The organism is Escherichia sp. SCLE84, assembly GCF_012584495.1.
In the GTDB taxonomy this organism is placed as follows: domain Bacteria; phylum Pseudomonadota; class Gammaproteobacteria; order Enterobacterales; family Enterobacteriaceae; genus ECMA0423.
In genome coordinates this window covers 3795867-3809254 of the sequence record NZ_CP051430.1, presented here as the reverse complement: position 1 = coordinate 3809254, position 13388 = coordinate 3795867, and the positions used below count along the sequence as shown (strand labels likewise).

Below are 13388 nucleotides of genomic sequence, written 5' to 3'. Positions count from 1 at the left end.
AATTACCGAAATTTCATGCATAATCACATAAATCACTTTTGCTTATCTTGTGTCAGATTTTTTTATCTCCTTATGGATTTTAGGCAAAAACAGTAGCATGAAACGTCATTACCAATTAAGGCAGTATAAAATGCTGGTTTTCTCGTCAGTTCAAGGCAGGATAAGGGTTAACACGCCTTTATGACAGTCAGGAATTGACTGTTTCTCTAACGACTTCCCTTTTAGCCTTAAAGATAAAATCCATTTTAATTTCAGTAATTTAATAAAGAATTTTGCGCTAAAGCACATTTCTGTACCAATAAGCTTGCCATTTGACCTGTATCAGCTTTCCCGATAAGTTGGAAATCCGCTGGAAGCTTTCTGGATGAGCAGCCTGCTCATCATATTTATGCAGTAATTGAGATCCCCTCTTCACCGTATTAACCGATGCGAAAAGGACAACAAGGGGGCGAATGCGAGGCGCGCGTATGACACGCAAACCCCGTCGCCACGCTCTTTCTGTGCCCGTGCGCAGCGGTTCGGAAGTGGGGTTCCCGCAGAGCCTGGGGGAGGTTCACGATATGTTGTACGATAAATCCCTTGAGAGGGATAACTGTGGTTTCGGCCTGATCGCCCACATAGAAGGCGAACCTAGCCACAAGGTAGTGCGTACTGCAATACACGCACTGGCCCGCATGCAGCACCGTGGCGCGATTCTCGCCGATGGTAAAACCGGCGACGGTTGCGGCTTGCTGTTACAAAAACCGGATCGCTTTTTTCGCATCGTTGCGCAGGAGCGCGGCTGGCGTTTAGCAAAAAACTACGCCGTCGGGATGCTATTCCTGAATAAAGATCCTGAACTCGCCGCTGCCGCACGCCGCATCGTTGAAGAAGAACTGCAACGCGAAACCTTGTCGATTGTGGGCTGGCGTGATGTCCCCACTAACGAAGGCGTGCTGGGTGAAATCGCCCTCTCCTCTCTGCCACGCATTGAGCAAATTTTTGTGAACGCCCCGGCAGGCTGGCGTCCGCGCGATATGGAGCGCCGTCTGTTTATCGCCCGCCGCCGCATTGAAAAGCGTCTCGAAGCCGACAAAGACTTCTACGTCTGTAGCCTGTCGAATCTGGTGAACATCTATAAAGGTCTGTGTATGCCGGCGGATCTGCCGCGCTTTTATCTGGATCTTGCGGACCTGCGTCTGGAATCGGCCATCTGCCTGTTCCACCAGCGCTTCTCCACTAACACCGTACCGCGCTGGCCGCTGGCGCAGCCGTTCCGCTACCTGGCGCATAACGGTGAAATCAACACCATCACCGGTAACCGCCAATGGGCGCGTGCGCGTACCTATAAATTCCAGACGCCGCTTATCCCTGATCTGCACGACGCCGCACCGTTCGTCAATGAAACCGGCTCTGACTCCAGTTCGATGGATAACATGCTGGAACTGCTGCTGGCAGGCGGAATGGATATCATCCGCGCCATGCGTCTGTTAGTGCCACCCGCCTGGCAGAACAACCCGGATATGGACCCGGAACTGCGTGCCTTCTTTGACTTTAACTCCATGCATATGGAGCCGTGGGATGGCCCGGCGGGCATCGTGATGTCCGACGGTCGTTTTGCCGCCTGTAACCTCGACCGTAACGGTCTGCGTCCGGCGCGCTACGTCATCACCAAAGATAAGCTCATCACCTGCGCCTCTGAAGTCGGTATCTGGGATTACCAGCCTGACGAAGTGGTCGAAAAAGGCCGCGTCGGGCCAGGCGAACTGATGGTTATCGACACCCGCAGTGGGCGTATTCTGCACTCGGCAGAAACCGATGACGATCTGAAAAGCCGCCATCCATATAAAGAGTGGATGGAGAAAAACGTCCGCCGACTGGTACCGTTTGAAGATCTGCCCGATGAAGAAGTGGGTAGCCGCGAACTGGACGACGACACGCTCGCCAGCTATCAGAAACAGTTTAACTACAGCGCGGAAGAGCTGGACTCCGTAATTCGCGTACTGGGCGAAAACGGTCAGGAAGCGGTCGGTTCGATGGGCGACGACACCCCATTCGCCGTGCTCTCCAGTCAGCCGCGCATTATTTACGACTACTTCCGCCAGCAGTTTGCCCAGGTGACTAACCCGCCAATCGACCCGCTGCGTGAAGCGCATGTTATGTCGCTCGCCACCAGTATCGGTCGTGAAATGAACGTCTTTTGCGAAGCAGAGGGCCAGGCGCACCGTTTAAGCTTTAAATCGCCGATTCTGCTCTACTCCGATTTCAAACAGCTCACGACGATGAAAGAGGAGCACTACCGCGCAGATACGCTGGATATCACCTTTGACGTCACTAAAACCACGCTCGAAGCGACAGTCAAAGAGCTGTGCGACAAAGCCGAAAAAATGGTACGTAGCGGCACCGTGCTGCTGGTGCTCTCCGACCGGAATATCGCTAAAGATCGCCTGCCGGTTCCAGCCCCGATGGCGGTTGGCGCGATCCAGACCCGTCTGGTCGATCAAAGCCTGCGTTGCGATGCCAACATCATCGTCGAAACCGCCAGCGCCCGCGATCCGCACCACTTCGCCGTGTTGCTGGGCTTCGGCGCGACGGCTATTTATCCATACCTTGCCTATGAAACGCTGGGCCGCCTGGTAGACACCCATGCGATTGCCAAAGATTATCGTACCGTGATGCTCAACTACCGTAACGGCATCAACAAAGGCTTGTACAAAATCATGTCCAAAATGGGCATCTCCACCATCGCCTCTTACCGCTGCTCGAAACTGTTTGAAGCGGTCGGTCTGCACGATGATGTAGTGGGCCTGTGCTTCCAGGGGGCGGTCAGCCGCATTGGTGGGGCGAGCTTTGAAGACTTCCAGCAGGATCTGCTGAACCTGTCGAAACGTGCCTGGCTGGCGCGTAAGCCCATCAGCCAGGGCGGCCTGCTGAAATACGTCCACGGCGGCGAATACCACGCTTACAACCCGGACGTGGTGCGCACGCTGCAACAGGCGGTACAAAGCGGCGAGTACAGCGACTATCAGGAATACGCGAAGCTGGTTAATGAGCGTCCGGCAACCACGCTGCGCGATCTGCTGGCAATTACGCCGGGTGAAAACGCGGTCAACATTGCTGATGTTGAACCGGCAAGCGAACTGTTTAAACGCTTTGATACCGCCGCGATGTCTATCGGCGCGTTAAGCCCGGAAGCCCACGAGGCGCTGGCGGAAGCGATGAATAGCATCGGCGGTAACTCGAACTCCGGTGAAGGCGGCGAAGACCCGGCGCGCTATGGCACTAACAAAGTGTCGCGCATCAAGCAGGTGGCTTCTGGTCGCTTCGGCGTTACTCCGGCGTATCTGGTCAATGCCGACGTCATTCAGATTAAAGTCGCCCAGGGCGCGAAGCCGGGCGAAGGCGGTCAGTTGCCGGGCGACAAAGTCACTCCTTACATCGCCAAACTGCGCTATTCGGTGCCCGGAGTGACGCTGATCTCCCCGCCGCCGCACCACGATATCTACTCTATCGAGGACTTAGCGCAGCTCATTTTCGACCTCAAGCAGGTTAACCCGAAAGCGATGATCTCCGTGAAGCTGGTTTCCGAACCGGGCGTAGGCACCATCGCGACTGGCGTGGCAAAAGCTTATGCCGATTTAATCACCATCGCAGGCTATGACGGTGGCACCGGCGCAAGCCCGCTGTCGTCAGTGAAATACGCAGGTTGCCCGTGGGAGCTGGGGCTTGTTGAAACCCAGCAGGCGCTGGTTGCCAATGGTCTGCGTCATAAGATCCGTTTGCAGGTCGATGGCGGCCTGAAAACCGGTGTTGATATCATCAAAGCGGCGATTCTCGGCGCAGAAAGCTTCGGCTTCGGCACTGGCCCGATGGTGGCGCTCGGCTGTAAATATCTACGTATTTGCCATCTGAACAACTGCGCAACGGGTGTAGCAACTCAGGATGACAAACTGCGTAAGAACCACTATCACGGCCTGCCGTTCAAGGTTACCAATTACTTTGAATTTATTGCCCGTGAAACCCGCGAGCTGATGGCACAGCTGGGCGTAACGCGTCTGGTGGATCTGATTGGTCGCACCGACCTGCTGAAAGAACTGGACGGTTTCACCGCCAAACAGCAAAAACTGGCGCTGTCGAAGCTGCTGGAGACCGCCGAACCGCATCCAGGTAAGGCACTCTACTGCACCGAAAACAACCCACCGTTTGATAACGGCCTGCTGAACGCGCAGTTGCTGCAACAGGCGAAACCGTTTGTCGATGAACGCCAGAGCAAAACCTTCTGGTTCGATATTCGCAACACCGACCGTTCTGTCGGCGCGTCGCTTTCAGGCTATATCGCCCAGACGCACGGCGATCAGGGGCTGGCAGCCGATCCTATCAAAGCGTACTTCAACGGCACCGCAGGCCAGAGTTTCGGTGTGTGGAACGCGGGCGGCGTGGAACTGTACCTGACCGGGGATGCCAACGACTATGTCGGTAAAGGCATGGCGGGCGGCTTAATCGCCATTCGTCCTCCGGTTGGTTCCGCCTTCCGCAGCCATGAAGCAAGTATTATCGGCAACACCTGCCTGTATGGCGCGACCGGTGGTCGTCTGTATGCCGCAGGCCGCGCGGGTGAACGTTTCGGCGTGCGGAACTCCGGTGCTATCACCGTGGTAGAAGGCATTGGCGACAACGGCTGTGAATATATGACGGGCGGTATTGTCTGTATTCTGGGTAAAACCGGCGTTAACTTCGGTGCGGGCATGACCGGCGGCTTCGCTTACGTTCTCGATGAAAGCGGTGATTTCCGCAAACGCGTTAACCCGGAACTGGTCGAGGTCTTAAGCGTTGACGATCTGGCGATCCATGAAGAGCATCTGCGCGGTCTTATCACCGAGCATGTTCAGCATACTGGCTCTCAGCGCGGTGAAGAGATTCTGGCGAACTGGTCAACCTTCGCCACTAAATTTGCGCTGGTTAAACCGAAGTCCAGTGATGTAAAAGCACTGCTGGGTCATCGTAGTCGTAGCGCAGCAGAGTTGCGCGTGCAGGCGCAGTAAGGGGTAGCAACAATGAGTCAGAATGTTTATCAATTTATCGACCTGCAGCGCGTTGATCCGCCAAAGAAACCGCTGAAGATCCGCAAAATTGAGTTTGTTGAAATTTACGAGCCGTTTTCCGAAGGCCAGGCCAAAGCGCAGGCTGACCGCTGCCTGTCGTGCGGCAACCCATACTGCGAGTGGAAATGTCCGGTACACAACTACATCCCGAACTGGCTGAAGCTCGCCAACGAGGGGCGTATTTTTGAAGCGGCGGAACTGTCGCACCAGACCAACACCCTGCCGGAAGTTTGCGGACGAGTCTGCCCGCAAGACCGTCTGTGCGAAGGTTCCTGCACTCTGAACGATGAGTTTGGCGCGGTGACCATCGGCAACATTGAGCGTTATATCAATGATAAAGCGTTCGAAATGGGCTGGCGTCCGGATATGTCCGGCGTGAAGCAAACCGGTAAAAAAGTGGCGATTATCGGCGCAGGCCCGGCAGGTCTGGCGTGTGCGGATGTCCTGACGCGTAACGGCGTAAAAGCCGTTGTCTTCGACCGTCATCCAGAAATTGGCGGGCTGCTGACCTTCGGTATTCCGGCCTTCAAGCTGGAAAAAGAGGTAATGACGCGTCGCCGTGAAATCTTCACTGGCATGGGTATTGAATTCAAACTCAATACCGAAGTGGGCCGCGACGTGCAGCTGGACGATCTGCTGAGTGATTACGATGCCGTCTTCCTTGGCGTCGGGACTTATCAGTCAATGCGCGGCGGGCTGGAAAACGAAGACGCCGATGGCGTGTACGCAGCGCTGCCGTTCCTTATCGCCAACACCAAACAGTTAATGGGCTTTGGTGAAACCCGCGACGAACCGTTCGTCAGCATGGAAGGCAAACGCGTGGTGGTCCTTGGCGGTGGCGACACTGCGATGGACTGCGTGCGTACGTCCGTGCGCCAGGGAGCGAAGCACGTTACCTGTGCCTATCGTCGTGATGAAGATAACATGCCGGGTTCCCGCCGCGAAGTGAAAAACGCGCGGGAAGAAGGCGTAGAGTTCAAATTCAACGTCCAGCCACTGGGGATTGAAGTGAACGGTAACGGTAAAGTCAGCGGCGTAAAAATGGTACGTACCGAAATGGGCGAACCGGATGCCAAAGGCCGTCGCCGCGCGGAGATCGTTGCAGGTTCCGAACATATCGTTCCGGCAGATGCAGTGATCATGGCGTTTGGTTTCCGTCCACACAACATGGAATGGCTGGCAAAACACAGCGTCGAGCTGGATTCACAAGGCCGCATCATCGCCCCGGAAGGCAGCGACAACGCCTTCCAGACCAGCAACCCGAAAATCTTTGCTGGCGGCGATATCGTCCGTGGTTCCGATCTGGTGGTAACCGCTATTGCCGAAGGTCGTAAGGCGGCAGACGGTATTATGAACTGGCTGGAAGTTTAAGCTCTGTCCCAGCGCCGCCTCCTCAGAAAAGAGTCGGCGCTGAAATTCTCCTTTCTTTCTGGAAAGCGCCTCGCATAATCTGAAGAAAACCAATGTAATACGCTCATCTGGATTGTTACCGGTAGATGCCCGGCGTATAGCTGATTCCATTATTCAACGCAGCGCCATATAAAGGGACAGATAATGGAATCGCTCTCAGAGAGAACCTCAACAGGCTACCAGCAAATCCACGACGGTATTATTCATCTGGTCGATAGCGCCCGGACGGAAACGGTACGTAGCGTTAACGCGCTGATGACCGCGACATACTGGGAAATTGGCCGACGAATTGTCGAATTTGAACAAGGTGGCGAGGCCAGGGCTGCGTATGGTGCGCAGCTAATCAAGCGACTATCAAAGGATTTAAGTCTAAGGTATAAGCGTGGGTTCTCTGCAAAAAACTTACGCCAAATGAGGCTTTTTTACCTCTTTTTTCAACATGTTGAAATTCGCCAGACAGTGTCTGGCGAATTAACACCATTGGGAATTCCGCAGACACCATCTGCAGAATTCCCATCGGCAAAGATTTGGCAGACGCTGTCTGCCAAATCTTTCCCCCTGCCCTGGTCCACCTACGTCCGTTTACTTTCCGTTAAAAACGCTGACGCCCGCAGCTTTTATGAAAAAGAGACGCTCCGCTGTGGCTGGTCTGTTCGCCAGCTAGAACGGCAAATTGCGACCCAATTTTATGAGCGAACACTACTGTCACATGACAAATCAGCCATGCTGCAACAACACGCTCCTACCGAGACGCATATTCTTCCGCAGCAGGCGATACGCGATCCCTTTGTGCTCGAATTTCTGGAATTGAAAGATGAATACTCAGAATCCGATTTTGAGGAGGCGCTGATCAACCACCTGATGGATTTCATGCTGGAACTTGGGGATGATTTTGCCTTTGTTGGTCGACAGCGAAGGTTACGCATTGATGACAACTGGTTTCGTGTCGATCTGCTGTTTTTCCACCGCCGTTTACGCTGCCTACTAATCGTCGATCTAAAAGTGGGCAAATTCAGCTATAGCGATGCCGGACAGATGAATATGTATCTCAACTACGCCAAAGAGCACTGGACGCTACCGGATGAAAATCCGCCCATCGGTCTGGTTCTCTGTGCAGAGAAAGGAGCCGGAGAAGCACATTATGCTCTGGCAGGTTTGCCTAACACCGTTCTGGCAAGCGAATATAAGATGCAACTACCTGATGAGAAACGACTCGCAGATGAACTCGTTCGAACACAGGCGGTGCTAGAGGAAGGCTATAGACGCCGTTAATTTCAGCGGTTTCGAATTCTGCAGACAGTGTCTGCAGAATCTTTAAAACGAACTAAGTTTTAAGCCATTAAATCAGCCTTAACCTTCACCACAACCTTTTTAATCTCTCCAGGCTCGCCGACAACGCATCCTGGTTTATGCGGTTCACCTGGCATAAACACGGCGAACATTCCCGGTTTTAAGATGATGGTTTGCTCGTTTTCAATGGTGCTGCAAAGCTGATAATCATCCTCATGGTGGAACTCTTCACACTGGCGCGCAGTGCCTGCCATGCCAAACAGAATCCGTTCCTCACCGTTTAATAACAGTTGGATATCAATGTATTGCTCGTGCAATTCCGCTTTTTTCTCGACGGGCGATTGAGTGTTAAACGTCATGACATTCATAAAGATATTGTCGCCCTGTAATTCGTAACGACCCGGCGCTTTTTCTTGCGGCCTGGCGGCTAATGCCAGCGTTAACGCGTCCTGTAACGCAGGATGTAACCCAGCAGACGGTAATGACTGTACTTCACCCATCATCATAATTTTTCTCCCTGGGCCAACAGCGCAGCCCCAAGTAAACCTGCATCATGGCGGTAGTGCGCCGCCAGTAAATCAACATGAAATGCCGCTGGCTCCTGCGCCAGATACGTTTCCACCAGCGCCAGATACCCTTCTGCCAGACCAACGCTGCCACCGACCACCACGCACTGGCAATCAGTTGTGGCTTTAATATCAGCGATCAGCCTTGCAAGCGTACGTGCGGAGCGATGGATCAGCCATTGCGCTTGTTCGTCGCCCTGCCCGGCGCGTGTAAAAATAGTTCTCGCATCCGCGCCCGCCAGTTCACCCTGCGCTGCCGCCGCAATGCCGCGACCAGAAGCAATCGCTTCCACGCAACCTGTGCGTCCACAGCCGCAGACTGGACCATGCGGATCGGCAAGCGTATGCCCGATATGCCCCGCCAGACCGCCAGGGCCGGTAAGCAGTTTACCGCCGCTCACTACACCGCCGCCGACGCCAGTGGAAACGGTGATAAACACCATCTCGGTTACATCGCCTTCCAGCGCCTGATACTCTGCCCATGCTGCGGCCTGCGCGTCGTTAATGGCAATGGTCGGCAAATTGGTAAGTTGTTCCAGCGTTTTGACTAACGGAAAGTGTAGCAATCCACCGAGATTATGCGGATTCAGCGCCAGCAAACTGCCGTCGCAAATAATTCCGGTTGAAGCGATGGCAACCCGCTGCGCATGAGCTTGCAACGGAGAGACTAATGCGGATAAGGCATCACGCAAGGCTTCTGGTGTCTGGCTGGCTGGCGTAGGAAGTTCACGACGATCGCGGATCTGCCCGTCAGCGCCAATCAGCGCGGCGGCAAGTTTAGTACCGCCGATATCAATCGCCAGTGTGGTCATAGCACCGCCTTTTTCATCGCTGTGTTGTACCACTGACAAATGTGTTCAAGACGCGTAATGGCAGAACCGACCGTCACCGCCCACGCGCCGTGGCGCATCGCATCTGCCGCCTGAGCAGGCGTGTTGTAACGCCCTTCGGCAATCACCCGACATCCGGCGTCGCTCAACGTTTTCACCAGCGCCAGATCCGGCTCTTCTGGCGTTTCAGGCGTGGTATAGCCAGAAAGCGTAGTGCCAATAATTTCGGCTCCCAGCTTTTGGCATGCCAGGCCGTCTTCCGGCGTTGAGCAGTCGGTCATCGCCAGTAAACCGTGATGGTGAATACGTGCCAGCAGCGTTTCAACAGGCACCGGACGCGGGCGGTCGGTGCCGTCAATGGCGATAATGTCCGCGCCCGCCTGCGCCAGCGCATCGACATCTTCAATATAGGCCGTGATGCGTACCGGAGAATCCTCCAGATCGCGTTTCACAATTCCAATAATCGGCACGCTCACCACCGCACGCGTGGCTTGCAGATTTGCCACACCTTCAATACGAATGGCGACCGCGCCCGCCTGCTCTGCCGCTAATGCCATGGCGGCGACGATTTCGGGTTTATCGAGCGGGCTGTCAGGAACCGGCTGGCAGGAGACAATCAGGCCACCGTTAGCAGCGATTTTTTGATCCAGTTGTGCAAGTAACGACATACATCTTCCCTTAGCGAAAGGCCCGGTACAGAGACCGGGCAACAGGATTAACTTTTGGTTTTGACTAAATCGTTTTTGGCGCTGCCAAACGGCACGGCACCGCTGAATGGTTTACCGTCGATAGCGTCATGAGTACGCAACGCTTCCGGGCGCAACCAACGCTGAACGCGAGAAGGCATATCCAGCCCAATCAGCAGGATCACCACGAACGTCAGACTGAACGAGAGCGATGCCAGCGCAGTACCCAGATCCAGACGTTGAGCGATCAACGCGCCGATGATTGGGGCCAGTGCACCGCCCAATGCGCCAACGTTGTAGGTAAAGCCCAGGCCCGCTGCACGCTGGTCGGTATCGAAATAACCGCCAATCAGTTTTGGTAAGATCCCGGCGATCCCTTGTCCAAGCATTTGCTGGAAGAACAGTAACAGACCGAGCACCCAGACGTTTGCGCCGCCAATCGCAAATACCGGAATAATCAGCAGCTGCGAGGCCAGCAGGCTACAAACGTACGCTTTGCGGGTTCCCAGCCAGTCACCGAGGAAGCCACCTACGCAGCATCCCACCGCCGCGCCAAAGCCACTAAAGAACAGCACATTGGCTACAGTATGCGGGTTATAAGCCAGATCGGTTTTCAGATACGTTGGCAGCAGCGCCTGAATCGGCCATGAGTAGAGGAAAGCAAACAACACGACCACCATCAGCATTACGCCCGTTGGCCAGCGTTTGCCTGTACTCTGCACCATAAAGCTGATAAAGATTGCGGCGCATAACAGCCCAAGAACAGCGACGATCGCGGCATTTTGCAGGTTACCGGCGAAGCAGAACCACAGCGCAGTAGCCGCCGCCAGTGTCATTACGATATTGGCAATGCGATGTTCACCACGGTAGAGAATATCCACCATTGTGCGTACTGGTGCTTTACCTGCGTGTTTCTCTTTCCAGTCTTCCGCTTCCGGGATGTTTTTACGCAGCCAGAGAGCAAAGATGATTGGCAAAATGCCGATAAAGAACAGCGCACGCCAGCCCCAGACCGGAACCACCAGGCTATAGACCTGAGCGGCAACGACGGCCCCCACAGAGAAGCCTGAAATCAGAAAACCACTGGCTTTGTTACGCAGATGTTTTGGCCAGCTTTCAATGACATAGGTGGCGCTGGAACCGTATTCACCCGCCATCCCCATGCCGATGACCAGACGCGCGATAAACATGGTGATGTAGCCTGGCGCAAAGCCGCAGGCCAGCGTCCCGGCCGAGAAGAGAACGATGCTGGTGACCATTGCCAGACGACGCCCGTAGCGGTCACCCATAGCGCCGAGCATCAGGCCGCCGAACCAGCGAGAGATAAAGGCTGCGGAGATCAGACTTGCCGCCTGCACCGTCGTCAGCCCGAATTCACCCTGTACTTCGGTGAGTACCAGGGCGATTAAAACGAAATCAAAACCGTCAAGCAGATATCCCAACCAGGCAGCGGAAAATGCGCGCCATTGTGCACGGTTGAGATGGCGATACCACGGGATATTCTGGGTTGTAGTACTCATTGTGAGTCTCCCGCGGTGGGCGATGCCCACACGCTTTGGTATAAAAATTGTAGGGTACAGATGCGTTTATTTCCCCTCACCCGGTAGGGGCGAGCGAGGGGAAACAACTCACCCGCGCTCTTGCATCAACTGCTGGGCCAGCGCCTTCAGTTCTGGCAGATATTTTTCATCTACCGGTCCAAACGGTTTGCGGCACAGCGGCACAGAAACGACATCCATATAATGGAGGACAGTTTTCAGGCCGCGGAATACGCCCGTTTTGATCAGTAAATCAATGACTTTATTGCATTCAGTTTGCAGTTTCTGCGCGGTCTGGATATCGCCTTCTTTCAACGCCTTAACGATCCCCTGATAGCGCCAGCCCATGATGTTGTAGGTACTACCGATACCACCATCAGCGCCCGCCAGCAGACCAGAGGCGAAGATTTCGTCGTAACCGTTATAGAGCACAAGATCAGGATGTTCACGACGGATCTGCTCCATCTGATAGAGATCGCCAGAGGTCTGTTTCAGCGCACCTACGCCAGGCAATGTAACAAGTGTGTTGATCTGATCCAGGGTCAGTTTTACCCCACTCAGGGCTGGAATGTTGTACACCACCATCGGCAAACCATCCGCCGAATCAATAATTGCCCGATAGTGATCGCAGTGTTCTTCAAAGCTGAAAGGATAGTAGAACGGCGTGACGGCGGAGACGGCATCGAAGCCATAACGTTTAGCCGATGCCGCAAGTTGTTGGCTTTCGGCGGTGCTGACGCAACCGACGTGGGCGATGAGTTTAATCTTACCTTTCGCCTCTTCGGCGACGATTTCCAGTACCTGTTCACGCTCGGAAAGGCTTTGTACAAAGGCCTCGCCGGTCGAACCACCCACGTATAAACCGTCGATGCCCTGCTGAATATTGAACTGAACCAGGCGACGCAGACTCGCTTTATCCAGTGCTTGTTGTTGGTCAAAAGGAGTCAGGAGTGCAGCCATTACGCCACGTAAATTCGTTGCCATAAATACCTCTGAAGTGATGCTTGTCTGATAAACGATATACCTTTATACCTGTTATACCAGATCAATTAAGCAACACCCCATACAGAAAGCTTATAATGCGATCTGCTTCACTAAAGTGGCATTATTTCTTTTTGTTGGTGGTCTGACCGAAAGCGTGCCAGGTAGCAGAGACGCTGTTGAGATGCGATTGCAACGCACGATCGGCTTCGTCAGGATCATGACGGCGGATCGCATCAACGATCGCAATATGCTGTTGATAACTAACGTTGTTATGTTCGTGCAGTGCCTGATCGGTAACCGTTGGGCGTGCGGCAATAAGCCAGTCGAGCAGGGCAACGTGGATCGCCATGAAGATTGGGTTACCGGGGATCTCCGCCAGCACGCGGTGGAAATCAACGTCTGAACGAATGAATGCCGCGTTGTTATCCAGCGACTGACTGTTGATTTCCAGTGCTTTTGCCAGCAAATCGATTTGCTCATCGGTGGCATGTTCAGCCGCATAGCGCACCAGGCTGGATTCAAAGAACAGACGTAATTGTTCGAAATGGGCAATCCCACCAGGATGAGAAAGGAAATCTTTCGCCATGCCGGAAAGCTCGCCGATGATGGTGTCCGCAGAAGGACGTGAGACGCGGGCACGTTCGCCGTTGTTGATTTGCACCAGACCTTTGCGTTTTAACGCTGCCAGCGCTTCGCGCACAGAAGGACGCCCGACGTTAAAGAACGCCATCAGTTCGCGTTCAGACGGTAATTGTTCACCTTCGCCAAATTCACGACGGCGGATCATCTGTTCCAGCTCTTCTTCCACCATTTCGGAGAGTTTTTTACGCGCCAGCGGGCGGCTACGCAAGTTGCGACCAATTGCAGGTGAAGAATCTTCGGTTTGCGAATCAAATGCGTTCATAAGGCCCATTCTGTAAGGTCAGTGTGATTAACATCATCAGTGACATCCTATCACAGGATTGAAAGTAGGGGAAAATGGCAGGTTTTTCTCTTTGTGCCT

9 protein-coding genes are annotated in these 13388 nt (G+C 54.1%); 3 read left to right on the top strand and 6 right to left on the bottom strand.

The window, feature by feature from the left end; all coding sequences use genetic code 11:
* Positions 1-560: 560 nt before the first annotated feature.
* The 3 genes from gltB (at position 561) to HGD79_RS18440 (ending at position 7763) form a co-directional block, all read left to right on the top strand.
* Positions 561-5021, top strand: coding sequence for a glutamate synthase large subunit (gene gltB / locus HGD79_RS18450; protein ID WP_001388534.1), 4461 nt, complete (start codon positions 561-563; stop codon positions 5019-5021).
* 12 nt (positions 5022-5033) lie between these two features.
* Positions 5034-6452, top strand: coding sequence for a glutamate synthase subunit GltD (gene gltD / locus HGD79_RS18445; RefSeq protein ID WP_000081670.1), 1419 nt, complete (start codon positions 5034-5036; stop codon positions 6450-6452).
* Between the two features lie 183 nt (positions 6453-6635).
* On the top strand, positions 6636-7763 hold the full coding sequence (locus HGD79_RS18440; RefSeq protein ID WP_000445144.1) for a PDDEXK nuclease domain-containing protein: 1128 nt from the start codon (positions 6636-6638) through the stop codon (positions 7761-7763).
* A 59-nt stretch (positions 7764-7822) separates the two neighbouring features.
* Here HGD79_RS18440 and nanQ read toward each other — a convergent pair whose 3' ends face one another.
* The 6 genes from nanQ to nanR form a co-directional block, all read right to left on the bottom strand.
* A complete protein-coding gene (gene nanQ / locus HGD79_RS18435; protein WP_000979884.1) occupies positions 7823-8287 on the bottom strand; it encodes an N-acetylneuraminate anomerase in 465 nt (154 codons plus the stop codon).
* On the bottom strand, positions 8284-9159 hold the full coding sequence (gene nanK / locus HGD79_RS18430) for an N-acetylmannosamine kinase (protein WP_168848468.1): 876 nt from the start codon (positions 9157-9159) through the stop codon (positions 8284-8286). Before nanK ends, nanQ begins: the two co-directional genes overlap by 4 nt.
* Positions 9156-9845, bottom strand: a complete 690-nt coding sequence (locus HGD79_RS18425) for an N-acetylmannosamine-6-phosphate 2-epimerase (protein WP_000054239.1) — start codon at positions 9843-9845, stop codon at positions 9156-9158. Before HGD79_RS18425 ends, nanK begins: the two co-directional genes overlap by 4 nt.
* A 47-nt stretch (positions 9846-9892) precedes the next feature.
* Complete coding sequence (nanT, locus tag HGD79_RS18420) at positions 9893-11383, bottom strand: sialic acid transporter NanT (protein ID WP_000108459.1); 1491 nt, start codon at positions 11381-11383, stop codon at positions 9893-9895.
* 108 nt (positions 11384-11491) lie between these two features.
* A complete protein-coding gene (gene nanA, locus HGD79_RS18415; RefSeq protein ID WP_000224714.1) occupies positions 11492-12385 on the bottom strand; it encodes an N-acetylneuraminate lyase in 894 nt (297 codons plus the stop codon).
* 121 nt (positions 12386-12506) lie between these two features.
* Positions 12507-13298 (bottom strand): transcriptional regulator NanR, encoded by a 792-nt coding sequence (gene nanR, locus HGD79_RS18410; protein ID WP_000523845.1) that lies wholly within the window; start codon positions 13296-13298, stop codon positions 12507-12509.
* Positions 13299-13388: the final 90 nt, after the last annotated feature.